This window comes from Stenotrophomonas sp. STEN020, assembly GCF_056760195.1.
The window spans coordinates 1-25,517 of the sequence record NZ_JBRREI010000003.1 but is presented as its reverse complement, the minus strand read 5'-3'; the positions used below and the strand labels follow the sequence as shown (position 1 = coordinate 25,517).

The window sequence follows — 25,517 nt, the reverse complement described above, 5'->3', positions numbered from 1 at the left end:
AATCCGCATAATCTCGCTCCTGGCAACGAGGCGCTCGTAGCTCAGTTGGATAGAGTACCTGGCTACGAACCAGGTGGTCGGGAGTTCGAATCTCTCCGAGCGCACCATGTCAGAACGCAGAGTCAATCTGCACCGCTTCAAACTACAACAGCAATGTTGAGCGCTCGTAGCTCAGTTGGATAGAGTACCTGGCTACGAACCAGGTGGTCGGGAGTTCGAATCTCTCCGAGCGCACCAATACTAAAAACAGCAGGCATTGCCTGCTGTTTTTTTATGCGCGTTTTTTGAGCGTAATTCAACCGGACAGCCGGACAGGTAGTGCCGAGCCATGCTCAGCAGAGGCGTTACCGGGAAAGCCCCAAGCCGAGCATGGCTCGGCCCTACAACAGCACCCCTCCGTGCGCGCCACTACACCCCTACAAGCGCACCAGCGACGCAGGAGCGCATGCAGAGCCATGCTCGACAGAGGCCTCACCACGAAAGCCTCAGCCGAGCATGGCTCGGCTCTACTGCACCCCACCATGCAGCGCCATCGCAGGCTACAGGCCCTTCAGCGCACACCAGCGATACAGGAGCGCGAGTACTGTAGTGCCGAGCCATGCTCGGCAGGGGCTTTCCCAGTACCGCATCAGCACAGCACGACAACGCCCTACAAACCCCCAGAGGCGCATCTGCACCTGCAGGAGCGGCATACGCCGCGAAACTGACGTCATTGAAATCACCCGCATGCCCGCAACCTGATCGAGCATCAGCTTCGCGGCGTATGCCGCTCCTACAAAAGAAGCGAGTGCGTTTCAGCGCAAGCAACGCAGTGCCCAGCCATGCTCGGCAGAGGCATTATCGGGAGAGCCTCTGCCGAGCATGGCTCGGCACTACAGCGCGACCATCAGCACAGCCTCACAGCGCTCTACAATCACGCAGCACCATTGCACGCGCCAAGCGCGACAACCCCCAAAGAGAAACTCAAAGAGACCGCAAATGAAAAACCTGCGGACACAAAAAAGCCCCGATAAAGGGGCTTTTTTGAAACTGGCGGAGTGAGAGGGATTCGAACCCTCGATAGAGCTTTTAACCCTATACTCCCTTAGCAGGGGAGCCCCTTCAGCCACTCGGGCATCACTCCGTTTCTCTTGCCCCGTTACGTGTATTCCGTAGCGGGGCGCGAAGAATAACGTTAAACGAGGTGAAAGGTAAACCCCTTATTCGGAAGTTTCTTCACTTCCGGGAGTTGCGGGCTCATCGCCACGCTGGATACGCTGGAAAATCTCCTCACGATGGACAGCAACATCCTTCGGTGCGGTGATACCGATACGTACCTGGTTGCCCTTGACGCCGAGCACGGTCACGCTGACCGAGTCGCCGATCATCAAGGTTTCGCCTACTCGGCGAGTCAGGATCAACATTGTGTAAATCTCCATGGAACCGGTGGGTTTCCCACCGGCATTGGCGCGCTTAGAGCTATGCGCCCCACGACAAAGGGGAAAAGACTCCCAATGTTACCGTCAGGGCGCGAACACCTTCAAGGTGCGCGACTTGTCACATTCAGGCCAGATGTGGCTTGACCCATGCCAGCACGCCTTCAAGGGCCGCCACCAGCTTGGGACCATCCTCACCGCCACCCTGGGCCATGTCCGGACGACCACCGCCCTTGCCGCCGATCTGGGCCGCAACATGGGCCAGCAGCTCGCCCGCCTTGACCTTACCCAGCGCCGCGCCGTTGACGCCGGCAACCAAGGCTGCCTTGCCATCCTGCACGCCGGCCAACACGATGATCGCATCGCCCAGCTGCTGCTTCAGGCGATCCATCGCATCGCGCAGCGCCTTGGCATCAAAGCCTTCCAAGCGCACCGCCAGCACCTTCACGCCAGCCACATCAACCGCCGAGCCGCCCAGGTCAGCAGTAGCGCCTGAGGCGACCTTGGCCTTCAGGGCCTCCAGCTCGCGCTCCAGCTTCTTCTGCCGCTCACCGAGCTGGCGGATCTTCTCGACCACGTCACCGGCACTGCCGCCGAGCAGCTGCGCCGCTTCGTGCAGGCGTGCCTCCTCGTCAGCCACATAGTCCAGCGCGCCCTGCCCGGTCACCGCCTCGATACGGCGCACGCCCGAAGACACACCGCCTTCGGAAGTGATCTTGAACAGGCCGATATCACCGGTACGTGAAACATGGGTGCCGCCACACAGTTCGGTGGAGTACTCGCCCATCTTCAGTACGCGCACGTTCTCGCCGTACTTCTCGCCGAACAGCGCCATCGCACCGAAGTCCAAGGCTTCCTGCATGCCCATGTTGTGCACTTCGGCGGCATTGTTGGCACGCACCTGCTCGTTGACCTTGCGCTCGATGACGGCAAGTTCTTCGGCAGTGATCGGCTGGAAGTGCGAGAAGTCGAAACGCAGACGATCCGGCGCTACCAAAGAGCCCTTCTGCTGCACATGGGTGCCCAGCACTTCGCGCAGGGCGGCGTGCAGCAGGTGGGTAGCGGAGTGATTGAGGATGGTGGCGCTGCGGCGCGCAGCGTCGACCGCACCGGCCAGTACATCGCCGACCTTCAGCGCGCCCTGCTCCAGCTTGCCGACATGGCCGTGGAACTGGCCAGCGAACTTCTGCGTATCGCTCACCGCCAGCTTGACGTCACTTGCCGACAGCACGCCGGTATCACCGACCTGGCCACCGGACTCGGCGTAGAACGGGGTCTGCGCAGTAAACACGATGACCTCATCGCCAGCCTGCACGGCATCGACCGCGCGGCCGTCCTTGATCAGCGCAACAACCTTCAGACCATCGGCCTGCAGACGGTCGTAGCCGAGGAAAACAGTTGGGCTCAGGGTGGAGACCAGTTCCGCGGAAAGCGTCACGCCGCCGCCGAACTTGCCGGCCGCACGCGCGATTTCGCGCTGCTGCTCCATAGAGGCATCAAAGCCGGCCATATCCACCGTCATACCGCGTTCGCGGGCGATGTCGGCAGTCAGGTCGACCGGGAAGCCGTAGGTGTCGTACAGACGGAATGCATCCACGCCGGGAATGACGCCATCGCTGACCTTGGCAGCAACGTCATCGAAAATCTTCATGCCCGAATCGAGGGTTTCAGCGAAGCGCTCTTCTTCGGCATGCAGGGCACGCACGACGGTGTCGGCCTGCGCCGGCAATTCCGGGTAGGCCTCACCCATCTGTTCGATCAGGGTCGGCACCAGCTTGTTGAAGAACGGCTGGCGCACGCCCAGCATCCAGCCATGGCGCAGGGCGCGGCGGATGATACGGCGCAGGACATAACCGCGACCTTCGTTGGACGGCAGCACACCGTCGACAATAAGGAACGAGCAGGCACGAATGTGATCGGCGATCACGCGCAGCGACTTGTTCTCCAGGTCAGCCATGCCGGTCAGCTCGGACGCCTTGCGGATCAGCGCCTGGAAGAGATCGATTTCATAGTTGGTGTGTACGTGCTGCAGGATCGCCGCCAGCCGTTCCAGGCCCATGCCGGTATCCACGCACGGCGCCGGCAGCGGCTGCAGCGAACCATCCGGCTGGCGGTCGAACTGCATGAACACCAGGTTCCAGATTTCGATGAAACGGTCGCCATCCTCGTCCGGCGAACCCGGCGGGCCACCGGCGATATGGTCGCCATGGTCGAAGAAGATCTCGGTGCAGGGACCGCAGGGACCGGTATCGGCCATCTGCCAGAAGTTGTCCGACGCGAACGGCGCGCCCTTGTTGTCACCGATGCGCACGATGCGCGATTCCGGGATGCCGATCATGTCGCGCCACAGCGCGTAGGCCTCGTCATCGGTCTGGTAAACGGTAACCAACAGGCGATCGGCCGGCAGCTTCCAGACCTGGGTCAGTAGTTCCCAAGCCCAGGCAATGGCGTCCTTCTTGAAGTAGTCGCCGAACGACCAGTTGCCCAGCATTTCGAAGAAAGTGTGGTGGCGCGCGGTGTAGCCGACCTGGTCCAGATCGTTGTGCTTGCCGCCGGCACGCAGGCAGCGCTGGACGTCGGCCGCGCGCACATAGCTGCGCTTTTCCGCGCCCAGGAACACGTCCTTGAACTGGACCATGCCCGAGTTGGTGAACAACAGGGTCGGGTCATTGCCTGGCACCAGAGGTGCCGACGGCACGATGGTGTGGCCTTTGCCCTTGAAGAAATCGAGGAAGTCAGCGCGGATCTGGGAGGTAGTAAATTTGGCAGGTGTATTCATGGGGACTGGCGGTAAGCTGGCAAGCGGGTCCCAGCAGCCATTGCGGGCGCGGGAATTCGGGACAACCGAAACCCTGAAAGGGTATCAGGCCCAGCCCGCCCAGTCCTGTTCAGTCCTCTGGATCGTAGCGGCTGGCCTGGCGGATACAGTTGCCATCAAAGCCACGCCGGGCCAATAGATCCGCGGCTTTGCGCCGCTGCGCCAGATCTTCCGGGCCGCTGGCACCAAAACGGCGGCACACCAGCTCGCGCGCGTTTTCAGTCCAATCACCTTCAAACGAGGCCATCGCGGCCTCGATCTGCTCGCTGTCCAGCCCGTGGGTGCCCAGCTCCGCGCGGATATGCAGCGGCCCATAGCCACTACCGGCGCGGTTGCGTACTACCGATTGGGCAAAACGGGTGTCGTCCTGCCAGCCTTCTTCGGCCAGCTTGGCCACCGCCGCATCGACCGCATCCGGATCGACGCCGCGGGACTTGAGCTTGCGGCCCAGCTCTTTACGCGAATGCTCGCGCCTGACCAGCAAGCCCAGTGCGCGCTGTAGCGGCGTCTGCTGGCGACCGCGCTTGGTTTTGCCCTCAGGCTGATCATCCATCTCGGTCATCACGCCACCACGTTCGTTTCAGCCAGGTTCGTTTCGGCCAGGCCAGCTTCAGCCAAGCTCGTCTCGACCAGGCTCAACCCAGCCCGACTTGACTCCAGCGAGTCCAGTTCCAAGAGCCCAGCCCCGGCAATACCCAACCCCGCGCCATCCCTGCCGCGGGGTATTCATGGACAAAATGCCGCAGGAGCGGACGGCGTCACTGACGATGCGCCGCCCGCTCCCGCGGGAAAATCACTCCTCGCCGTCTTCGTCGTCGCCTTCTTCGCGCGCCGCTTCGGTGGGCTGGAATTTCTCGCGCAGCTCGGCCTCAAGGCGGACTGCAACCTGCGGGTTGTCACGCAGATAGCCGCGGGCGTTGTCCTTGCCCTGGCCAATGCGCTCTTCACCGTAGCTGTACCAGGCGCCAGCCTTCTCAACGAGCTTGGCTTCCACGCCCATGTCGATCAGCTCGCCCTCGCGGGAGATGCCTTCGCCATAGAGGATTTCGGTGATGACCTGCTTGAACGGCGGTGCCAACTTGTTCTTGACCACCTTGATCTTGGTCTGGTTGCCGATGATCTCGTCGCCCTTCTTGATCGCACCGATACGGCGGATGTCCAGACGCACCGAGGCATAGAACTTCAGCGCGTTGCCGCCGGTGGTCACTTCCGGGCTCTGGCCCGGCATCATCACGCCGATCTTCATGCGCAGCTGGTTGATGAAGATGACCAGCGTGTTAGAACGCTTGATGTTGCCGGTCAGCTTGCGCAGCGCCTGGCTCATCAGGCGGGCCTGCAAGCCCGGCAGCTGATCGCCCATTTCACCTTCGATTTCAGCACGCGGAGTCAGCGCGGCGACCGAGTCAACCACCACGATGTCGACCGAGCCCGAACGCACCAGCATGTCGGCGATTTCCAGCGCCTGCTCGCCGGTGTCCGGCTGCGACAGCAGCAGGTCGTCGACATTGACGCCCAGTTTGGCGGCGTAGATCGGGTCTAGTGCATGCTCGGCGTCAATGAAGGCGGCGGTGCCGCCCAGCTTCTGGCATTCGGCAATCGCCTGCAGGGTCAGGGTGGTCTTGCCGGAGGATTCCGGGCCGTAGATTTCAACCACACGGCCCTTGGGCAGGCCACCTATGCCGAGTGCGATGTCCAGCATCAACGAACCCGTGGGGATGATCTCGACGGGTTCGACAACGCGGTCGCCCATACGCATCACCGAGCCTTTGCCGAACTGCTTTTCGATCTGACTCAGTGCAGCAGTAAGCGCGCGCTTCTTGTTCTCGTCCATCGCGTTCGTCCTCGGGGTTGATTTCGTTGATTTCGTCATGGGGTCCACTGTAGGGGTGTCGTATCGCACAGGCTGAGACTGCAACCGAGACGACAAAATTATTGGGCCGACAAGGATACCGACAGCAGCCCAAACACCCGCCCTACGTAAGGGAAACAGTCAGTTACGGCTGCGAAATGCGCAGCTTCCAAATCCGTGGGGTTCAGCGGTTCGGCCGCAGCAGCCCGCAATACAGCCCCTCGATGGAGAAATCCTGGTCAGGCAGGACCTCGATCGGTGCGTAGTCAGGGTTGCGCGGCAGCAGGCGGATCCGGTCCTTGGCGATCTTCAGCAGCTTCACGGTGATCTCGTCATCGATACGCGCCACCACGATCTGCCCGGAGGCCGCATCGCGGGTGCGGTGCACGCCGATCAGGTCGCCATTGAAAATGCCTTCGTCGATCATCGAATCGCCCTGCACCTTCAGCAGGTAATCCGGTGCCGGCGAGAAGAACACCTTGTCCAGCACCACGTAGTCGTCCGAACCGATGTCCGCGCCAATTGGCAGACCGGCAGCGACCCGGCCGAGGATCGGCAGGCGCAGTACGTCGTCATTGGCTGCCTGCGCAGGCAGCTGCGACTCCGGCGCCGAATCGCCCTCACCTTCCTGACGCACCAAGCGGATGCCACGTGCACGCCCGGGGACGCGCTCGATGGCGCCGGCCGCTTCCAGGGCATCCAGGTGGTATTGGGCCGAGCGCACACCCTTGAAACCAAAGGCACGGGCGATCTCGGTCTGCGATGGCGGCATGCCCTCGGCCTCGATGCGCTCAGCGATCAAGTCGAGGATGGCCTGCTGGGTGTCGGTGAGGTTCATGGTTAGTAGTATTACTACTAACAAAAAGATCTGCAAGCCCCTCGGCCAAGATCAGTGATGGCGCCCGCTGCGCCAGATCGAGAACAGTATCCAGACCCCGCAGATGCCCGCGCCAACGAAGCCGCACAGCCCCAGCGCCAGGAACCAGCGGCTTGAGAGGCCGCCTACGCTGTGCATCACGATCGACGATCCGATGATCAATGCCGCGGTAATGACGCCAACCACCAGGCGATTGGCGGCGCGGTTCACCTGATCGCCGAAGCCCTGCAAGGCAGTGGTTTCCACCCGCAGCTTCAGCTGCCCGCGCCGTGCCGCCTGCACCAAGCGGCGCAGATCACGCGGCAATTCCCCGGCAAGGTCCAGCATCCCCAGCAAGCTGCGGCGGCCACGCTTGAGCAGTGCCTTGGGCGCATAGCGCTGCAACACCACCCGCTCCAGGAATGGACGCGCGGCACTGGCCATGTCGAAATCCGGATCCAGTTGCCGGCCCATGCCTTCAAGAGTCAGGAAGGCCTTGATCATCAATGCCAGATCGGCCGGCAAGGTCAGGCTGTAGCTGCGCAGCAGCTGGGTGATGTCGCCGAGCATCAGGCCGATGCGCAGATCCTTCAGCGGCACGCCGCGGTATTGATCGACGAATTGGCTGATGTCCTGTTGCAGGCGACCTTCGTCGACTTCCACACCGCCAGCCCAGTCCAGCAGCACATCGGCAACCACCTGCGGTTCCTGCTCAACCAGCCCGTGCAGCAGCTGTGCGACCTGGAAGCGGCGCGCTTCGGACAGCGCACCGACCATGCCGAAGTCGATCACGCCGATGCGCCCGTCGCGCATGTAGAAGATATTTCCAGGATGCGGATCGGCATGGAAATAGCCGTCTTCCAGCACCATTTTCAGCACTATCTCGGCGCCGCGCCGGGCCAGGGCAGCACGGTCCAGACCGGCCTCATCGACTGCCTCCAGCTTGCGACCCGGAATGCCATCGACGAAGTCCTGCACGTTGAGGCTTTCGCAGGTCCACTGCCAATGCACGCCCGGAATCAGGATGTCATCGCGGCCATCGAAGTTGCGTGCGATGCGCTCGGAATTGCGGCACTCGGCGGCAAAATCCATCTCGCTGCGCAGCGACTGGGTAAACTGCTGCACCACTTCAGCTGGTCGATAGCGGCGCAGATCGGGCAGCCGCGCTTCGACGATCTCGGCCAACCGCGCCAGCAACCGGAGATCTGCCTCAACCACATCGCGGATGCCGGGCCTTCGTACTTTCAGCACCACTTCACGGCCGTCGTGCAGACGTGCGCGATGCGCTTGCGCCAAGGAAGCGGCTGCCATCGGGGTTTCATCAAGGAAGGCGAACACCTGCGCTGGCGGCGCGCCCAGATCGGCCTCCAGCTGCTCGCGGATCGCGGCATAAGGCAATGCGGGCACCGCGTTCTGCAGCTCGGACAGCTCGGCGATCCATTCCGGCGGCAACAGGTCCACGCGCGTGGCCAGCACCTGGCCGAGCTTGACGAAGGTCGGCCCCAGTTCCTGCATCGCACTGCGCACACGTACCGGCGCGGTCATCCGCAGCATCTGCTGGCTGTCGTTCCAACGCACCAGCCGACCCGCGCGCTCCAGCACCGAGGCCAGCCCGGTCCGGCGCACCACGTCGCCGAAACCATAGCGGATCAAAACTGCGGCTATTTCCTGCAAGCGGCCCAGATCACGGACCGTGCCCAGTGTTTCCCACATCGCGACTCATCCCGGTTGCTGGCCGGGCCAGCATGTCATAGATGCTCGTCGATGCCGCGCAATGCAGCTTCCACGGTTTGCCGGCGTACGGCATCGCGGTCGCCATCGAACTGGAACAACTGCGCGCGCGCATAGCCGCCGCGCCGCTTCCAGCCTATCCAGACGCTGCCGACCGGCTTGCCCGGGCTGCCGCCGCCGGGGCCGGCGATGCCGGTCACCGCCACTGCTACTCCAGCGCCGGAATTGATCAACGCACCGGCCACCATTTCCAGCACGGTTTCGCGGCTGACCGCACCGAACTGCTCCAGTGTCTGCGCGCGGACGCCGAGCAGGCGCTGCTTGGCTTCATAGCTGTAAACCACCATGCCGCAGTCGAAGAAAGCCGAGGAGCCGGCGATATCGGTCATGCTCTTGGCAATCCAGCCGCCACTGCAGCTTTCCGCGGTTACCAGCTGCAGGGAGGCCTGCTGCAGGCGTTCGCCGAGCACGGCGGCCAGGGCATTGAGATCGGCATCGGTTGGATTGGACATTGCGGTAAAGGGGGCTGGGCGGAGAACCCTTACGTTTTACCGCAGATAACGCCCGCGTGGGAGTTGTAGGAGCGGCTTAAGCCGCTAAGCCGACACATCATCAGATTGCACGGGTGCTACCAGCTTCGGGAACCCCTGCTTCGCGGCTTACGCCGCTCCTACAAAACAAAACAGCCGGCACGGGGCCGGCTGTCTCTTCCCACCTGAATCACCACTCAGGCAATTTTTCCGGCAGCAGCGGTCGGATCACGCCACCATCCTCGCTTGCTGCCAGCTTTTCGGCTTCAGCAATCGGGATATCAACCTCGATCAGCCAGCCTTCTTCATCGGCCTGCTCGCTGCGGATGACTTCCAACTGGTGCAGGCGTGCGCGCAGGCGGCCCGCACTTGGCGGCAGACGGATCTGACCGGTGACATGCTGCAGGCCCAGGCGCTTGCCCAACACCGATTGCAGCAGTTCCAGACCACGGCCATCACGCGCGGAAACCCATACCCGCTCGCGCCGTGATTCGTCCGGCACACCATCCTGCGCGTCGTGGCGCACTTCGGCGCCTTCGATGCGATCGATCTTGTTGAACACCAGCAGCTGCGGCAGATCGCCGGCACCGACGGCTTCCAACACTTCATCGACCTGGGCGATGCGTTCCTCGCGCAGCGGATCGGCGGCATCGACCAGATGCAGCAGGAAATCCGCCTCACGCGCCTCGGACAGGGTCGAGCGGAACGCCGCCACCAGATCGTGCGGCAGGTTGCGCACGAAGCCGACCGTGTCGGCCAACATCGCGTTGCCGCCCGGCAGATTGATACGTCGAACGGTGGGGTCCAGCGTCGCAAACAACAGATCGGCCGCGTAGGCGCCAGCACCGGTCAAGGCATTGAACAGCGTGGACTTGCCAGCATTGGTATAGCCAACCAGCGCGATACGCGGCATTTCGCTGCGCACGCGTGCACGGCGCATCTGGGTACGCTGCACCTCGACCTTCTCCAGCCGCTTCTGCAGCTGTTCCACCCGCTTCTGCAGCAGGCGGCGATCGGTTTCCAGCTGGGTTTCACCCGGGCCACGCAGGCCGATGGAACCACCACGCTGACGCTCAAGGTGGGTCCAGCCGCGGACCAGCCGCGTCGCCATATGCCGCAACTGCGCAAGCTCAACCTGCAGCTTGCCTTCGTGGCTATGCGCACGCTGGGCAAAGATGTCCAGGATCAGACCGGTGCGATCAATCACCCGGCGCTCCAGGTAGCGCTCAAGGTTGCGCTCCTGTACCGGGCTGAGTTGATGGTTGACCAGCACCAGATCTGCACCGGTGGCGTCGGCCGCAGCCTTCACTTCTTCCAGCTTGCCGCTGCCGATCAACGTCGATGGGTTCGGCCTATCCATGCGCGCACTGATGGTCGCGGCAATGGTCGCCCCGGCCGAGCGCGCCAGATCGGTGAACTCCTCCAATACATCTTCTTCCAGCCGGCCAACATGCGGCTGGATCAACAGCGCATGTTCGCCCTTTTTAGAGCGGTCAAACATGCGCCGCCACCTGCTTATTCGTTGTCGTTGTCAATTTCGTCATCAGCTGCCTGACTTCCGTCACCCGATTGCACATAGCCACCACCCGGCCCCACGCGCACGTTACGCGCCGGCACCACGGTGGAAATGGCGTGCTTGTAGACCATCTGGCTGACGGTATTGCGCAGGAGCACCACGAACTGGTCGAACGACTCAATCGTGCCCTGCAATTTGATGCCATTTACCAGGTAGACCGAAACCGGCACGCGCTCGCGGCGCAACGCATTCAGAAACGGATCCTGCAAAGACTGCCCCTTGGACATCGTCTACTCCTCGTTATTGTTTTTATGGACCGGACCGATGGCGGCATCCCCTGCCCGTCCGGAACCCTGATGGTACACCGCCACGCGCTTGCTCAGCCTTGCACAAAGCGGGAAACCGCGTTCTGCACACCAGACATGTCCCGAACCGGGTCAAACCAGCGCGCATCCAGCTCGCCGCGCAGCCAGGTGAGCTGTCGTTTGGCCAGTTGGCGGGTCGCAAACACGCCTTTGTCGCGGAACTCGCCGGCGCTGCCCTGCCCGTCCAGGAACTGCCAGGCCTGCCGGTAACCCACCGCACGTACCGCCGGCAGGTCCAAGGGCGCAGCCACCGCAGTCATCTGCGGCAGCGCCCGCAGCGCCCGCACCTCGTTCAGAAAGCCGCGCTCCAGCATCAGGTCGAAGCGGCGCTCTATCCGTTGATGCAGGACCGCGCGGTCAGCCGGCGCCAGTACCAGCTTCAGCACCCGTGCCGGCAGGCGCGCGATCCCCGGCAAACCCTGCCAATAGCTGATCGGCTTGCCGGTCAGTCGATACACCTCCAACGCCCGCTGGATGCGCTGCGGATCGGTGGCGTGGATACGCGCTGCGGCGACCGGATCGATAGCTGCCAGCTGCGCGTGCAAGGCCGGCCAGCCGCAGACCTCGGCCTCGGCGGCAATGGCCGCGCGCATCTCCGGGTCGGCCTCAGGCATCGGCGACAGCCCCTGAAGCAAGGCACGAAAGTACAGCCCGGTGCCGCCGGCCAGGATCGGCAATTTGCCACGTGCAACGATGTCACGCACCGCAGCTGTCGCGTCAGCGGAGAACTCCGCCGCCGAATAGGTCTGCCACGGATCGCGCAGATCCAGCAGGTGATGGCGGATGCCGTCCTGCTCGGCGGCGTCCGGCTTGGCTGCACCAATGTCCAAACCACGGTAGACCAGCGCCGAATCGACGCTGACGATCTCACCGTCATAGGCCTTGGCCAAAGCAATCGCCGCCGCGGTCTTGCCCGAGGCGGTCGGGCCCATCAAGGCAATGGCCAAGGGCCGTTGATCGATGCCCATCAATCCTCGTCCGGCCAGCGCGGCATTGCAGGCTTGTCGGCACGCGGTGCAGGTACCGCATCGAACGCAGCCAGCACCTTGAGCGCATCCACAGTCGCAGCCACATCGTGCACGCGCACCATCATCGCGCCCTTCTGCACCGCCAGCAGGTGCGCGGCCAGCGAACCGGCCATGCGCTCTGCAGCAAGCGCTCGCCCGGTGACATCACCAATGCAGCGCTTACGCGAGAAGCCCGCCAGCACCGGCGCGCCCAGATCATTCAAGCGATCCTGTGCCGCCAGCAAGGCAAAATTCTGCGCGGTGTCCTTGTTGAATCCATAACCAGGATCCAGCAGCAGGCGTTTGCGCCCGATACCGGCCATCTCGGCGGAGAAAATCCGCTCGGCGAGGAAACGCTGCACGTCACCCGCAATATCGACGTAGGCCTGCGCAACGCCCGCGTCGTAAGGGCCGCCAACGGCATGCATCAGCACGACCGCAGCTTTGGATGCAGCAACCACTTCCAACGCCCCAGGCTGGCGCAGCGCCTGCACGTCATTGATCATGTGCGCACCAGCCGCCAAAGCAGCGCGCATCACTTCCGGCTTGAACGTGTCCACGCTCAGTGGCACTGCCACCTGCGCGACCAACGCTTCGATCACCGGCACGACGCGGTCAATTTCCTCCTGCACCGATACCGGGCTTGCTCCCGGCCGTGTGGATTCGCCACCGATATCCAGCAGATCAGCCCCCTGTTCGACCAGTGCCAAGGCATGCGCGACGGCAGCGGCAGTGTCGGCATGCTGGCCACCATCGGAGAACGAATCCGGGGTGACGTTGACGATGCCCATCACCTGCGGTCGATCCAGCCGCAGCGTACGCTCGCCACATTCAAGGGTTGGGAAAACATCAAACATGGGCGCTCCGGCGGACTGCAACAGCGCCTAGTTTAAGCCACCGCAACGGCGCTCCAGCTAAGTCACCGGTCAATCCCACCGTGTTACAGGAGCGGCGGCATCAAGCCTCAGTGCTTGTTGCGGGCACGGATCCGGCTGCCGATCAGGCTCAGGATCACGCCCAGCACCACGCCGATGAAAATACCAGCCAGGAAGTTGTTGGTCTTCACCCCGAAACCGACACCGGCCACGGTGGCGATGATCATCTCCGGCACATTGGCCGAGGGTGCCTTGGGCGGCGACGGAGCATCATTCATGGGAAAAACCTGAGAAAACCAAAGTGACGCCATTCTCGCCCAGTGCAGGGCCTGACGCATAAAAAACGGGCCGGAAAACCGGCCCGTTCTGGTTGCGTTGATACTGCGGGCTCAGTGCTGGCCGGCAGGATCGGTGATCGGCGCCACCGGCTGCGGGGCATCGCCACCCTTGCCATCGTCGGCACGGTCGTTGTTGCCGCCCTTGTCCACCCAACCTGCAGGCGGTGACGGCTTGCGGCCTTCCATGATCGCCTTGACCTGGTCGGCGTCGATGGTTTCCCAGTCCAGCAGCGCGGCAGTCATTGCCTCGACGATCTGGCGCTTCTCATCCAGGATCTTGTAGGCAACGTTGTACTGCTCGTCAAGGATGCGACGGATCTCCGCGTCCACCTTCTGCTGGGTGGCCTCGGAAATGGTCTTGCTGTGCATGCCATAGCCGCCTTCTTCATCGGCGTAGACCATGATGCCCAACACATCGGACATGCCGTACTTGGTGACCATGGCGCGGGCCAGCTTGGTTGCACGCTCGAAGTCGTTGGACGCACCGGTCGACATCTCACCGACGAAGATCTCCTCGGCGATACGGCCACCGAACAGGATCGCCAGCTCTTCCAGCATGCGCTCCTTGTACTTGCTGATGTGGTCATGCTCCGGCAGCTGCCAGGTCAGGCCCAGGGCCCAACCGCGCGGCATGATGGTGACCTTGTGGACCGGATCGGCCTTGGGCAGCGACATGGCGACAACAGCGTGGCCGGACTCGTGATAAGCGGTATTGCGACGCTCTTCCTCACGCATGACCATGCTGCGGCGCTCGGGACCCATGTAGATCTTGTCCTTGGCGTCCTCGAAGTCCTTCATGTCGACTTCCTGCTTGTTGCGACGAGCCGCAAACAGGGCGCCTTCATTGATCAGGTTGGCCAGATCGGCACCGGAGAAACCCGGGGTACCGCGCGCCAGCACTTCCGGACGCACGTCGTCGGCGGCCGGCACCTTGCGCAGGTGCACGCGCAGGATCTGCTCGCGACCCTTGATGTCCGGCAGGCCGACCATGACCTGGCGGTCGAAACGGCCCGGACGCAGCAGCGCCTTGTCCAGCACGTCAGGACGGTTGGTGGCAGCGATCACGATCACGCCTTCGCCGCCTTCAAAGCCGTCCATCTCGACCAGCATCTGGTTCAGGGTCTGCTCGCGCTCATCGTGGCCACCGCCGGTGCCCGAGCCGCGGTGACGGCCCACGGCATCGATTTCGTCGATGAAGATGATGCAAGGCGCGTGCTTCTTGGCCTGCTCGAACATGTCGCGCACGCGGCTGGCGCCGACGCCGACGAACATCTCGACGAAGTCCGAACCGGAGATCGCGAAGAACGGCACCTTGGCCTCGCCGGCAATGGCACGGGCCAGCAAGGTCTTACCGGTACCCGGCGGACCGACCATCAGCACACCGCGCGGGATCTTGCCGCCCAGCTTGGTGAACCTGGACGGATCACGCAGGAACTCGACCAGCTCGCCGACTTCTTCCTTGGCTTCGTCGCAGCCTGCAACATCGGCGAAGGTGACCTTGATCTGGTCTTCGCCCTGCAGCTTGGCGCGGGATTTACCGAAGGACATCGCGCCCTTGGCACCGCCGCCACCGCCCTGCATCTGACGCATCATGAAGATCCAGAAGCCGATCAGCAGCAGTATCGGCAGGAACTGCAGCACGATGCCCCAGAAACTCGGGCCAGCCGGTTCCTGACGGGCAACTTCAACATTCTTGGAATACAGCTGATCCAGCAGCTTCGGGTCGGCCGGCGCATACAGCGCGCCGTCGGAGCCGTCAGCGCGCTTGAAGCGCAGATGGTTGGTGGTCAACGTGGTCTTGTCGGTGTATTCAACCGACTTGATCCGGCCAGCATCCACTTCCTGCAGGAACTGCGTGTAATTGCGTGCATCGCCAGCGGCGGCTGCCCCACTGCGCGGGGCAAAACTCTGGAACACCACCATCAGCACGACGGCGACAACCACCCATAACAGGAGGTTCTTGGTCAGGTCGTTCATCCTCATCGGCTCCGGTGTCCCTCTAGATACTAAATGCTGAAAAGTCGTATGGCTGAGCTTACTTTATCTGGGTACGCTTGCCCTGCCCCAAGGCATAAACCTCGGATGAACGCTTGCGTGAAGCGTCCGGTTTGCGAATGGCGACCTTGTCATAACGACGGCGCATTTCACGCACGTAGTCATCAAAGCCGACGCCCTGGAACAACTTGATCAGGAACGCCCCGCCCGGCTTGAGATGGTTGTCGGCAAAATCCATCGCCAACTCCGCCAGGTGCATCATCCGCGGCTGGTCAACCGCATCCATACCACTCTTATTGGGGGCCATATCCGACAGCACAAGGTCTACCGGCTGATTCCCAAGCATGGCTTCAAATGCTGATAGAACGTCCTGCTCCCTGAAGTCCCCGTGAAGGAACTCCACGCCAGCCAAGGGCGGCATCTCCAAAATATCCAAGGCCAATACGCGGCCGGTATCGCCCATCTGCCTGCGCACCTGCTGCGACCAGCCACCCGGCGCGGCGCCCAGATCGACCACCACCATATGCGGCTTCAGCAGCCGGTCACGTTCCAGCAACTCCTCCAGTTTGTAGGCCGCGCGCGAGCGCATGCCCTCCTTCTGGGCCTTTTTCACAAAAGGATCGGAGAAGTGTTCTTTCAGCCAGCGCTGGCTACTTTTGCTACGGGAAGGCATCGGCAATGGGGCTCACAGGGGTGGTCATGATACCCTGAACCCCCTTGATTACCTGTAGTCCTGCATGTCCATCGTCCTGACCTCGGCCCAGAACCGATTCCTGCGCGGCACCGCGCACGACCTGAAAGCACTGCTGCAGATCGGTGGCAAAGGGGTCACTCCGGCCTTTTTGGCCGAGCTGGACGAGGTGCTGGAACGCCATGAGCTGGTCAAGGTGAAGGTTGCTGCAGAAGACCGCGAAGCCCGCGATACCCTGATCGATGAGCTGGTCCAGGCCAGCGGCGCCGCCCTGGTACAGCGCATCGGCCACGTCGCCGTGCTGTACCGCCCGGCCAAGGAAAAGCGCCAGATCGTGCTGCCGCGCGGCTGATTGCCGAGGAATACCCATGCAGTTCAGTCGCGAGCTTCCTGATTACATCTATTCCCTGCGCTCGGCCGATGGTCGCAATGCGCAGGTAAACGACCGCGCACTGAGCCGCAGCTTCATCCTTGCGCCGAACAGTTTGATTGAAGACTGGCCGGTTGCCTCGGTGGCCGAGTTGCGCGCCGAAGATCTGGACGCAGCGTTGGAACTGAATCCGGCGCTGGTGATCCTTGGTACGGGTGAGAAGCAGATCTTCCCGCCGGCCGCGATCATGGCGGCCTGCCTGACCCGCGGCATCGGCATCGAGGTGATGAACAACGCCTCGGCCGCACGCACCTACAACGTGCTGGCCGGTGAAAACCGCCGCGTGGTGATGGCCATCATTCTGGAAAGTGCCCCGTAGCGCGCAGCCATGCTGCGTCGGGGCATTTTTGCAGGAGCGGCGCAAGCCGCGAAGCTGACGGTTTAGCAGCCCGCAGACATGCCGGCAATCCCAACGACACCTGACCCGCAGTCCGTGCCAGCAAAGCTGGATGCCGCACTGTAGTGCCGAGCCATGCTCGGCAGGGGCCTTACCGCCAAGGCATCAGCTAGTTCATCAGCCTCGCGGCTTACGCCGCTCCCACAAGTGCGGTGCGCATTGACGCATCACCGGGAAAGCCGCTGCCGAGCATGGCTCGGCACTACAGGTAAAGCTGCAACGCCGGAAACGCCGGCCGAATCTCCTGCCACACCTACAGATATCGAAAACCCGGTGATACCGGATTCTTCATGTCGCTATCTAACGAGTCAGCGGCTCTCCCTTCAGCCAACACACCAGCAGCATCGACAGGGCCACGCAAGCGTGAAAACCGGCGAACGCGACCGGCTTGATCGTAGGCGGAAACAGCAGAAAAGCCGCCGCCAACAGCACCGCCACCAGCGCATATACGACCCAGCCCTGCCAAGCCAGCGGCCAACTCCAACCCTGCCCGTGGCTTGCGGCCTGGAACCAGTACTTCGGCTTCTGCATCCCCCCTCCTTCTCAAACCGCGGATGCCGTCGCGACACCCCGGCAATCCTGTCACCACCACGATTCGTGGGCGCAACATATCTGCTGCAGGTCCCGCCCAATGATCAGGGCGGGACCGCGAACACTCAGCGGTTCGGCAGGTAAACCAGTGGATCTACCGGTTTGCCGTTGTAGCGGATTTCAAAGTGCAGCATGTCGCGCGAGGTACCGGTACGGCCCATCTCAGCGATCTGGTCGCCTGCCTTCACGCTCTGCCCTTCATTGACGAGGCGCTTGCGGTTGTGGCCGTAGGCCGACAGCCACTGGTCATTGTGCTTGATGATGATCAGCTCACCATAGCCGACCAGACCGGCGCCGGAATACACCACCACGCCCGGGCCGGCGGCACGTACTGCCTGGCCACTGCTGCCGGCGATATCCACGCCCTGCTTGGTGGCCTCACCAGCAACGAAACGACCTACCAGAGCGCCGTCCGCAGGCCAGCGCCAGCCGATGCCACTATTGACCGGGGTCGGAGTAACTACCGTTGGCGGCGTTACCGGACGCGTGGCGGCCGTCGTCGAACCACCGGTTGCCGGCCGAGCAGCCGTCGCCCCGCCCGGATACAGGCGCAGGGCCTGCCCCGGATAGATCGTGTAAGGCTCGGACAAGCCATTCCAGGCAGCAAGATCACGCGGGGTGATGTTGTTGATCCGGGCGATACCGAACAAGGTATCGCCACGACGCACTACCGCCGTCTGTCCAGGCTTGGCCACCGAGGTACGCGGCGTGGTCGAACTGGACGAGCCTGAGCTTCCGCCCGAAGGCTTGACCACCGTAGCAGTGCCACACGCTGCCAACGAGACCACCGCCAGCACCGCCAGCGCCCTGTTCAATCCCTTGCCCAACATCAATGCATTCATGCGAATTTAGCCCTCCAGACCAGCCACGCCACCAAGCCCACCACCAATGCGGTGGCGATCCAGCCCAGTGGCTCAATCCAGCGCCGCAACCGCTCAGCCGCTTGTGCGCCGCCGAAGCGGATCACCGCTGCCAACAAGTAAACCCGCTTGCCGCGCCCAACCAGCATGCTCAAAAAATACTGCGGCAACGGCACGCCAACGATACCCGAGGCCCATGTGAAGACCTTCATCGGGATCGGCATGAAACCGCCCAGCACCAGGAAGGTGAACACCGCCCACGGCGACTCTGCCATCTTGGCCTGCAGGGTGGCGATGCCACTTTCGATCGCCGGCAGCATGCCCATCGCCTCGAACACCGGCTTCAGCACCTCAAATGCGTAATGCCCCAGTGCGTAACCCACCATCGCGCCGACCATCGAACCGGCCAGGCTCAGCGAGGCGAAGCGCCAGCCTTTGCGCGGCTGCGCCACGCACATCGGCATCAGCATCACTTCCGGCATCACCGGGAAAATGATCGCCTCGATGAAACTCAGCACGGTCAAATAGGTGGGCGCGCGCTCGTTGGCGGCCCAGACCATGGCACGGTCGTATAGCGGCCCGAAAATCTTCATTCAGTGAGTAATCCTGTTCTCAGTCCAGCATGCCCGGCAACAACGGCACGAAGCTCACCGGTGCCAGCTCTTCCTGGGTAATGGTGCCATCGGCTTGCCGGGTCAGTTGCAACAGCACCTGTCCGCCGGGCCCGCCAACCGGCGCGACCAAGCGGCCGCCCACGGCCAACTGGTCGATCAATGCATCCACCAGCGCCGGCGCGGCAGCCGTCACCACGATGGCGTCATACGGGCCGTGCTCAGGCCAGCCAATGCGGCCGTCGTCATGCTTGGTGCGGATGTTCATGCCCAGGTGCCGGAAGCGCTTGCGCGCCTGCCGCAGCAGGTCGCCGATACGCTCGACGGTGAATACCTCAAGGCCCAGCGCGCCGAGGATGGCGGCCTGGTAGCCCGAGCCGGTGCCGACTTCCAACACCTTCTTCGGCGCGACCGCCAACACCACCTCGGTCATCCGCGCCACCACCCAAGGCTGGGAGATGGTCTGGCCATGGCCGATCGGCAACGCAGTATCTTCGTAAGCGCGCGAGGCCAGCGCCTCATCAATGAACAGATGGCGCGGTACCACGCGCACGGCATTGAGCGTAGCCTCGTCGGCAATGCCCACTTCGCGCAGGCGATCAACCAGACGATCACGCACCCGCTGCGAGGTCATGCCTATACCCACGGCCTCCGGCTGCAGGCGCATGCGCGGCGTCATTCAGGCTTCCCCAGCGTTTCGGTCAGACCACCTACCCAGCTGGCGACCTTTTCCAAGGCCGAATAGCGGGTCAGGTCAACCTGGATCGGGGTGATGGAAATATGCCCGGTGCGCACGGCATGGAAATCAGTACCGGGGCCGGCGTCCTGCTCGCTGCCAGCCGGACCGATCCAGTACACGGTGTTACCGCGCGGATCTGTCGCCGGAACGCAAGCCTCGGCACGATGGCGGTTACCAAGCCGGGTCACCTCGAAGCCACGAATCTCGTCCCAAGGCAGGTCCGGCACGTTGACGTTGAGGATGGTGTCGGCCGGCAGCGGGTCAGCGATCAGCCGGGACACGATCTCCACCGCGGCACGCGCGGCAGTAACGAAGTTCTTGGCTTCGTGCTTGTGCGTGACCAGCGACACCGCCACCGAGGGCAGGCCGAGGTGGCGCCCCTCCATCGCCGCCGACACCGTGCCCGAATAGATCACGTCGTCGCCGAGATTGGCGGCATTGTTGATGCCTGACACCACGATATCCGGCTCGAATTCGAGCATGCCGGTCAGCGCCAGGTGCACACAGTCGGTGGGCGTCCCCGCCACCGCACAGGTGTAGTGATCAATGCGGCGCAGACGCACCGGCTGATCCAGCGTGAGTGAGTTGGAGGCACCCGACCGGTCACGGTCCGGCGCCACCACGGTGACTTCGTGTCCGGCGTTGCGAAGCTCCTCGGCCAACATCTTGATGCCGGGGGCGTCCACACCATCGTCATTTGATACAAGTACGCGCATTAAAGGCCTGGGTTACTGGATCAACACGCGACGCTCCCACTCAGCGCCGCAATCGCCGGAACCTCCGGTTAGTACATCACCGTGACGGACCGACCTGAGCGGCCATGATACCGGAATGCGCTGCGGCACTTTCCACCCTCGAGGGACTTGCCTGCGACCGCGCGCACGTTACGCTGTAGGAATGTCGTACCCAGATGAAGAAGATGACGCCGCACTGTTCCGCTCGGCCATTGGCGAAGTGACGCCGATGCGCCAGGTGGAGGCACCGGCTGCGGGCAAACCACGGCCCAAGCCGCGCGCGCGCATGGCCGAACAGGATGAATCCGAGGCATTGGGCGAATTCGCCCGCCTGTTACGTTCCAGCAAACCACTGGAAGCCGGCGACAACGCCAGTTACCGGCGCGACAACCTGCCACCGCAGATGTTCCAGCGGCTCAAACGTGGCCAGTATTCAGTACAGGACGAACTGGACCTGCACGGCGCCACCGCAGCCCAGGCCGAGAACCTGCTGCGCCAGTTCCTGCTGGAAGCACGCGCACATGAACACGGCTGCGTGCGCATCATCCACGGCAAGGGCCTGCAATCAGACGGCGGTGCGCCGGTGCTGAAGAACCTGGTCGATCGCATGCTGCGCCAGCGCAATGACGTGTTGGCGTTTCATTCGGCGCCGCCCACCCAGGGCGGAACCGGTGCGGTACTTGTATTACTGACCAACCGCTGAGCGGCCCGCTCGGCCAGTCTGTTCGCGTGGACGGCGCAGCACTGCAGTCTCCGTAGCCCGGATAAGCGCAGCGCACCCGGGGTTGTTCGCGACGAATACTGAAGTACCACTGGATCCCACTTCCCGGGTGCGCTGCGCTTACCCGGGCTGCGATCTGACCAGCCGTACTCAGTCAGCGGCGCTCTCTTCGCTCGATGCATCGGCTTCAGCTGCCGGAGCGCCCGCAATTTCATTGCGGCTGGCGTCGGTCACTTCACCGAGTTCATGCAGCACTGCGGTGGCGTAACAGCCCGGCGGCAAGGCGAACGACACTTCCAGCACGTCTTCGGCCAGCCATTGGTGCTGCATCAGCGACGGTTTGAGCCGCAGCGAGCGACGCTCCTGCTTGAGCCCGGCCTGTTCCAGACCGGCACGCAGCGCCAAGGCCTGCTCATCACCCAGCGCTTGATCTTCCAGCGCCCGTGCGGCATCGGTCGCACGCAGCTCACCAATGCCCCACAACGGCGCACTGGGATGGATATCGAATCGCCCCAGACGCTCGGCCAGCACATCGCTCATCGGCTCCGGGCCAAACACCGAGCGGCTGCCGTCGAGCATCCACACCTCGCCTTCCAGTGCGGTGTCCCAGTTGCCCGCTTCAACGCGGGCGGCGAGCACGCGATTGAACAAGGCCGAGCGTGCGGCGGACAGCAGCATCGAGCGCTGATCCTTGCGCACCCGACGGCCAGCAAACATCTGCAGCGCAGCCGGCACATTGCCGCCATCGCGACCAAACCGCTGCTCACCAAACCAGTTCGGCAGGCCACGCGCCGCGACAATCTGCAGGCGCTCCTCAATGGTCGCCTTGTCACCCTGCACACCACGCAGCACCAGCTTGAAGCGGTTGCCCGCCAACGCGCCACGCTGCAGCTTGCGGTTATGCCAGGTCGATGCCAGCACATGCAGCTCATCCGACTCCAGCAGCGCCAGATCCGGGGCGACCCTCTTCGGCAGATGCACGCTGAAGCGCTGCGTGGTCACCGCATGCCGGTCTTTCTGCCCGGCATAGCTGACACCCATTTCCGGCACGCCAGCCCACTGCGCCAACCGCTTGGCAATGGCCACGGTATTGGCTCCGCGCTTGCGGATGTCGAGCAGCAGGTGCTCGCCCTCGCCGGTTGCTTCGAAGGCGGGAATTTCATCGACCTGGAAATCTTCCGGCACGCTGCGGATCGCCGCAGTCAGAACCGGTTCGCCAAAGGCCAGCGGCAGCGCGATCATGCGGCCACCAACAAGGCTACGGCCTGCGCGGCAATGCCTTCTTCGCGACCGGTGAAGCCCAGCTTCTCACTGGTGGTGGCCTTGATGCTGACCCGGTCCAGATCGATCGCCAACAGCTGCGCGACTTTCTCGCGCATCGCCAACGCATGTGGGCCCACCTTGGGCCGCTCGCAGATCACCGTGATATCGACATTTCCAACCTGCCAGCCACGCGCGCGCAGCAGCTCATTGCAATGGGTGACGAAGCGACTGCTGTCCGCGCCCTTCCAGCGATCATCGGAAGGCGGGAAATGCACGCCGATATCACCCAGCGCCAGCGCGCCGAGCATGGCATCGCACAATGCGTGCAACGCCACATCGCCATCGCTATGTGCCAGCACGCCGCGACTATGCGCTACGCGCACGCCGGCCAACATGATGTGGTCGCCCTCACCAAAGGCATGCACGTCATAGCCTTGGCCGATACGGATGGGAGGGAAGGAAACAGAAGAGTTCATGGCAATACTTCTTGGCAGAGCCGACGCCAACGCGCCGGCAAGGGATCAGCTGCCGCGCCGCGACAGCTCGAATTCGAAACGGGCCAGATCGGCGGGGGTGGTGACCTTGAAATTGCTTTCCGCACCTTCGACCAGCAACGGGCGTACACCCTGCCGCTCCATCGCCATCGCTTCATCAGTGACTTCAACCCCGGCGGCGGCGGCATCGAGCAGCGCGCGGGTGAGTTGATGGCGGCGGAACAACTGCGGGGTCAACGCGCGCCACAACCGCTCGCGTGGCTCGGTGCGGTCAATGCCGCCGTCATCGCCAGCTCGTTTGAGCGTGTCGCGCACCGGCGCGGCAAGAATGCCGCCAACCGGATCAGCGCGCCCTACTTCCAGCAAACGGCTCAGATCGGTCGCTGCAAGATTTGGCCGGGCCGCATCGTGGACCAGCACGAAATCATCGGCACGTACGCTGTCGGGCAAAGCCTGTAGGCCCGCCAATACCGACGCCGCGCGGGTCTCTCCACCCACACAGGTCAGCACCGGCTTGTCGGCAAACGAGGTCCAGCCCGGCCAATCGACATCGTTCTCGGCAATGGCCACCATCACCCCGGCCACGCCCGGATGGGCGAGCAAGGACTGCAGGGCATGGGCGAGCAAGGGCTCGCCATCGGCCAACAGGTACTGCTTGGGCACCGGCCCGCCGAAGCGCGCACCGCGCCCAGCTGCGGGAACCACCGCCCAGGTCTGCACGATCAAGGGATGTTCTCCGGTGGCGACTGCTGATTACCCTGCCCGGCCGGCGTTGTCGTTGCGGTTGCCGCTGCAGGCGCAGGCACCACGGGAGCAGCTACCGGCGCGTCTTCGACGACCCGGTAGAACTTTTCACCCGGCTTGATCATGCCCAGCTCGCTGCGCGCACGCTCTTCGATGGCAGCCTCGCCATCCTTGAGGTCCTGGACTTCGGCCGCCAGGGAATCATTGCGCTGCTGCAGACCGTCGTTGTCACGCTTCTGGTTGGCCACCTGCGCCTCGAGCATCATCACTTCGCCCGAGTTGCCTTGGCCAAACCAGAAGCGGTACTGCAGTAAACCCAGCAGTACCGCCAGCACCAGCAGCAGCCAGCGCCAATTACGCATGACGATCAGCGCTTGAGCGAGACAAACGCATCACGACCGGCATAGCGCGCGCCACTGCCGAGGGCTTCCTCGATGCGCAGCAGCTGGTTGTACTTGGCCACGCGATCGCTGCGGCACAGCGAGCCGGTCTTGATCTGGGTGGCAGTGGTGGCCACAGCGATGTCGGCGATGGTGGTGTCTTCGGTTTCGCCCGAACGGTGCGAGACCACGGCCGCATAACCGGCCTTGTCGGCCATGGCGATGGCTTCCAGGGTTTCGGTCAGGGTACCGATCTGATTGACCTTGATCAGAATGGCGTTGGCGGTGCCCGACTCGATGCCCTCGGCAAAGATCTTCGGGTTGGTGACGAACAGATCGTCGCCGACCAGCTGCACCTTGTTGCCAATACGCTGGGTCAGCAGCTTCCAACCGGCCCAGTCGTTTTCGGCCAGGCCGTCTTCGATGCTGATGATCGGGTACTGCGCGGCCCAGTCGGCCAGGAAGTCGACGAACTGCTCGGAGGTCAGGCGCTTGTTCTCGCCGACCAGGTTGTACTTGCTGTTCTCGTAGAACTCGCTGGAAGCCACGTCCAAGCCCAGCAGGATGTCTTCGCCAGCGTTGTAACCCGCCTTGCCGATCGCTTCCAGAATGGTGTCCAGCGCTTCGACGTTGCTGCGGAAGTCCGGCGCGAAGCCGCCTTCGTCGCCCACCGCCGTGCTCAGGCCGTGGCTCTTCAACACCGACTTGAGCGCGTGGAAGATTTCGGTGCCAGCGCGCAGCGATTCGCTGAACGAGCTGAAGCCAACCGGCAACACCATGAATTCCTGGAAGTCGACGTTGTTATCAGCGTGCGCGCCACCGTTGATGATGTTCATCATCGGCACCGGCAGCGACGGGGTGGCACCGGTCTTGCTGGCTAGGTACTGCCACAGCGCCTGCTTCCTGGAAGCGGCGACGGCGTGGGCGGCGGCCATGGAAACGCCGAGCAGCGCATTGGCGCCCAGGCGGCCCTTGTTCTCGGTGCCGTCCAGATCGATCAGGCGACGGTCCAGGCCGTCCTGGTCTTCGGCGTTGAAGCCGGCCAGTGCGGTGGCGATGGCGCCATTGATATTGCCTACGGCGTTGCGCACGCCCTTGCCCAGATAACGGGTCTTGTCGCCATCGCGCAGCTCCACGGCCTCCTTGGTGCCGGTCGAAGCGCCGGACGGGACGGCGGCGCGGCCGAACGAGCCGTCGGCCAGGGTGACTTCGGCTTCCAGCGTGGGATTGCCACGGCTGTCGAGGATTTCACGGGCGTGGATCTTGGCGATGTTGGTCATGTCTGGGGGCTAGGCTCGTTCAGGAGAGTCTGTTATCGACGGGAAACACAAAAACCAGCCGGGAGTTTAAACGAAGCGCAGGCTGGCGCGGCCGTTGCTTTCGCCTGAAAGCGGCGTGGGCACCTGAAACGGACAAGGCCCGCGCTGGGCGGGCCTTGTTTGATGCCTCCCGTAGTGGGGGGGGGGGGGGGGGGGGGGGGGGGGGGGCGCGCCGCGCGGCCCCCGGCCCCGGCGGGGCGGCCGCGCGCGGGAAGGCCGGGGGGGACACCCCCCGCGCCGGCCGCCCG

27 protein-coding genes and 3 tRNA genes are annotated in these 25,517 nt (G+C 63.3%); 5 read left to right on the top strand and 25 right to left on the bottom strand.

Features of this window, described 5'->3' with window-relative positions:
* Positions 1-30: 30 nt before the first annotated feature.
* Together ACVOLZ_RS02130 and ACVOLZ_RS02125 are read left to right on the top strand one after the other, a co-directional pair.
* Positions 31-107, top strand: a tRNA-Arg gene (locus tag ACVOLZ_RS02130).
* A gap of 53 nt (positions 108-160) precedes the next feature.
* Positions 161-237, top strand: a tRNA-Arg gene (locus ACVOLZ_RS02125).
* Between the two features lie 793 nt (positions 238-1,030).
* On the opposite strand, the gene ACVOLZ_RS02120 is transcribed toward ACVOLZ_RS02125, so the two are convergent.
* From ACVOLZ_RS02120 to rlmE, 15 genes are all read right to left on the bottom strand, one after another.
* Positions 1,031-1,123, bottom strand: a tRNA-Ser gene (locus tag ACVOLZ_RS02120).
* Positions 1,124-1,199: 76 nt separating this feature from the next.
* Entirely contained in the window at positions 1,200-1,403 is a 204-nt protein-coding gene (csrA, locus tag ACVOLZ_RS02115) for a carbon storage regulator CsrA (protein WP_057628248.1), read from the bottom strand.
* Positions 1,404-1,542: 139 nt separating this feature from the next.
* Positions 1,543-4,194: an alanine--tRNA ligase gene (gene alaS, locus ACVOLZ_RS02110; protein ID WP_481514871.1), complete on the bottom strand. Its 2,652-nt coding sequence runs from the start codon at positions 4,192-4,194 to the stop codon at positions 1,543-1,545.
* A 109-nt stretch (positions 4,195-4,303) separates the two neighbouring features.
* Positions 4,304-4,786 (bottom strand): recombination regulator RecX, encoded by a 483-nt coding sequence (gene recX, locus ACVOLZ_RS02105; RefSeq protein WP_481514921.1) that lies wholly within the window; start codon positions 4,784-4,786, stop codon positions 4,304-4,306.
* A 240-nt stretch (positions 4,787-5,026) separates the two neighbouring features.
* Positions 5,027-6,064: a recombinase RecA gene (gene recA, locus ACVOLZ_RS02100; RefSeq protein ID WP_481512968.1), complete on the bottom strand. Its 1,038-nt coding sequence runs from the start codon at positions 6,062-6,064 to the stop codon at positions 5,027-5,029.
* 202 nt (positions 6,065-6,266) lie between these two features.
* A complete protein-coding gene (gene lexA, locus ACVOLZ_RS02095) occupies positions 6,267-6,920 on the bottom strand; it encodes a transcriptional repressor LexA (RefSeq protein ID WP_481514870.1) in 654 nt (217 codons plus the stop codon).
* A 51-nt stretch (positions 6,921-6,971) separates the two neighbouring features.
* The gene (ubiB, locus tag ACVOLZ_RS02090; RefSeq protein WP_481514869.1) at positions 6,972-8,651 is read right to left on the bottom strand and encodes a 2-polyprenylphenol 6-hydroxylase; all 1,680 of its coding nucleotides are present in this window, start codon (positions 8,649-8,651) and stop codon (positions 6,972-6,974) included.
* A 35-nt stretch (positions 8,652-8,686) separates the two neighbouring features.
* On the bottom strand, positions 8,687-9,181 hold the full coding sequence (locus ACVOLZ_RS02085) for a CinA family protein (RefSeq protein WP_481514868.1): 495 nt from the start codon (positions 9,179-9,181) through the stop codon (positions 8,687-8,689).
* Positions 9,182-9,389: 208 nt separating this feature from the next.
* Positions 9,390-10,700: a ribosome rescue GTPase HflX gene (gene hflX, locus ACVOLZ_RS02080; RefSeq protein WP_481514867.1), complete on the bottom strand. Its 1,311-nt coding sequence runs from the start codon at positions 10,698-10,700 to the stop codon at positions 9,390-9,392.
* 14 nt (positions 10,701-10,714) lie between these two features.
* The gene (gene hfq / locus ACVOLZ_RS02075) at positions 10,715-11,002 is read right to left on the bottom strand and encodes an RNA chaperone Hfq (protein WP_057628256.1); all 288 of its coding nucleotides are present in this window, start codon (positions 11,000-11,002) and stop codon (positions 10,715-10,717) included.
* A 92-nt stretch (positions 11,003-11,094) separates the two neighbouring features.
* On the bottom strand, positions 11,095-12,048 hold the full coding sequence (gene miaA, locus ACVOLZ_RS02070) for a tRNA (adenosine(37)-N6)-dimethylallyltransferase MiaA (RefSeq protein ID WP_481514866.1): 954 nt from the start codon (positions 12,046-12,048) through the stop codon (positions 11,095-11,097).
* Complete coding sequence (gene folP / locus ACVOLZ_RS02065) at positions 12,048-12,944, bottom strand: dihydropteroate synthase (protein WP_481514865.1); 897 nt, start codon at positions 12,942-12,944, stop codon at positions 12,048-12,050. Before folP ends, miaA begins: the two co-directional genes overlap by 1 nt.
* A 107-nt stretch (positions 12,945-13,051) precedes the next feature.
* Positions 13,052-13,240, bottom strand: coding sequence for a hypothetical protein (locus tag ACVOLZ_RS02060; RefSeq protein WP_481514864.1), 189 nt, complete (start codon positions 13,238-13,240; stop codon positions 13,052-13,054).
* A 111-nt stretch (positions 13,241-13,351) separates the two neighbouring features.
* Positions 13,352-15,277 carry an ATP-dependent zinc metalloprotease FtsH gene (gene ftsH / locus ACVOLZ_RS02055; protein WP_481514863.1) on the bottom strand — a complete coding sequence of 642 codons (1,926 nt, stop codon included), beginning with the start codon at positions 15,275-15,277 and terminating at the stop codon, positions 13,352-13,354.
* Between the two features lie 58 nt (positions 15,278-15,335).
* Positions 15,336-15,968, bottom strand: coding sequence for a 23S rRNA (uridine(2552)-2'-O)-methyltransferase RlmE (rlmE, locus tag ACVOLZ_RS02050; protein ID WP_481514862.1), 633 nt, complete (start codon positions 15,966-15,968; stop codon positions 15,336-15,338).
* A 64-nt stretch (positions 15,969-16,032) separates the two neighbouring features.
* Between rlmE and yhbY the strand changes: the two genes are divergently transcribed.
* Together yhbY and ACVOLZ_RS02040 are read left to right on the top strand one after the other, a co-directional pair.
* Positions 16,033-16,338, top strand: coding sequence for a ribosome assembly RNA-binding protein YhbY (yhbY, locus tag ACVOLZ_RS02045; protein ID WP_481514861.1), 306 nt, complete (start codon positions 16,033-16,035; stop codon positions 16,336-16,338).
* A 16-nt stretch (positions 16,339-16,354) separates the two neighbouring features.
* Entirely contained in the window at positions 16,355-16,735 is a 381-nt protein-coding gene (locus ACVOLZ_RS02040; RefSeq protein ID WP_481514860.1) for an Mth938-like domain-containing protein, read from the top strand.
* Between the two features lie 378 nt (positions 16,736-17,113).
* Here ACVOLZ_RS02040 and ACVOLZ_RS02035 read toward each other — a convergent pair whose 3' ends face one another.
* The 5 genes from ACVOLZ_RS02035 to surE form a co-directional block, all read right to left on the bottom strand.
* On the bottom strand, positions 17,114-17,344 hold the full coding sequence (locus tag ACVOLZ_RS02035) for a hypothetical protein (protein WP_481514859.1): 231 nt from the start codon (positions 17,342-17,344) through the stop codon (positions 17,114-17,116).
* 125 nt (positions 17,345-17,469) lie between these two features.
* Positions 17,470-18,246 (bottom strand): peptidoglycan DD-metalloendopeptidase family protein, encoded by a 777-nt coding sequence (locus tag ACVOLZ_RS02030; protein ID WP_481514858.1) that lies wholly within the window; start codon positions 18,244-18,246, stop codon positions 17,470-17,472.
* The gene (locus ACVOLZ_RS02025) at positions 18,243-18,857 is read right to left on the bottom strand and encodes a YqaA family protein (RefSeq protein WP_481514857.1); all 615 of its coding nucleotides are present in this window, start codon (positions 18,855-18,857) and stop codon (positions 18,243-18,245) included. Before ACVOLZ_RS02025 ends, ACVOLZ_RS02030 begins: the two co-directional genes overlap by 4 nt.
* A 19-nt stretch (positions 18,858-18,876) precedes the next feature.
* Positions 18,877-19,554 carry a protein-L-isoaspartate(D-aspartate) O-methyltransferase gene (locus ACVOLZ_RS02020; RefSeq protein ID WP_481514856.1) on the bottom strand — a complete coding sequence of 226 codons (678 nt, stop codon included), beginning with the start codon at positions 19,552-19,554 and terminating at the stop codon, positions 18,877-18,879.
* Positions 19,551-20,330, bottom strand: coding sequence for a 5'/3'-nucleotidase SurE (gene surE / locus ACVOLZ_RS02015; protein WP_481514855.1), 780 nt, complete (start codon positions 20,328-20,330; stop codon positions 19,551-19,553). Before surE ends, ACVOLZ_RS02020 begins: the two co-directional genes overlap by 4 nt.
* A 181-nt stretch (positions 20,331-20,511) precedes the next feature.
* Here surE and ACVOLZ_RS02010 point away from each other — a divergent pair, with 181 nt between their 5' ends.
* Entirely contained in the window at positions 20,512-21,051 is a 540-nt protein-coding gene (locus ACVOLZ_RS02010; RefSeq protein ID WP_481514854.1) for a Smr/MutS family protein, read from the top strand.
* A 168-nt stretch (positions 21,052-21,219) separates the two neighbouring features.
* Here the strand turns inward: ACVOLZ_RS02010 and truD are convergent, their stop codons facing one another.
* From truD to eno, 5 genes are read right to left on the bottom strand one after another with little or no spacing between them, the layout of a single operon-like run.
* The gene (gene truD, locus ACVOLZ_RS02005) at positions 21,220-22,311 is read right to left on the bottom strand and encodes a tRNA pseudouridine(13) synthase TruD (protein ID WP_481514853.1); all 1,092 of its coding nucleotides are present in this window, start codon (positions 22,309-22,311) and stop codon (positions 21,220-21,222) included.
* Positions 22,308-22,808: a 2-C-methyl-D-erythritol 2,4-cyclodiphosphate synthase gene (gene ispF / locus ACVOLZ_RS02000; protein ID WP_481514852.1), complete on the bottom strand. Its 501-nt coding sequence runs from the start codon at positions 22,806-22,808 to the stop codon at positions 22,308-22,310. Before ispF ends, truD begins: the two co-directional genes overlap by 4 nt.
* 45 nt (positions 22,809-22,853) lie before the next feature.
* Entirely contained in the window at positions 22,854-23,552 is a 699-nt protein-coding gene (ispD, locus tag ACVOLZ_RS01995) for a 2-C-methyl-D-erythritol 4-phosphate cytidylyltransferase (RefSeq protein ID WP_481514851.1), read from the bottom strand.
* A complete protein-coding gene (gene ftsB / locus ACVOLZ_RS01990; RefSeq protein WP_481514850.1) occupies positions 23,549-23,932 on the bottom strand; it encodes a cell division protein FtsB in 384 nt (127 codons plus the stop codon). The genes ispD and ftsB overlap by 4 nt, the downstream gene beginning before the upstream one ends.
* Before the next feature lie 5 nt (positions 23,933-23,937).
* Positions 23,938-25,230 carry a phosphopyruvate hydratase gene (gene eno, locus ACVOLZ_RS01985; protein ID WP_481514849.1) on the bottom strand — a complete coding sequence of 431 codons (1,293 nt, stop codon included), beginning with the start codon at positions 25,228-25,230 and terminating at the stop codon, positions 23,938-23,940.
* Positions 25,231-25,517: the final 287 nt, after the last annotated feature.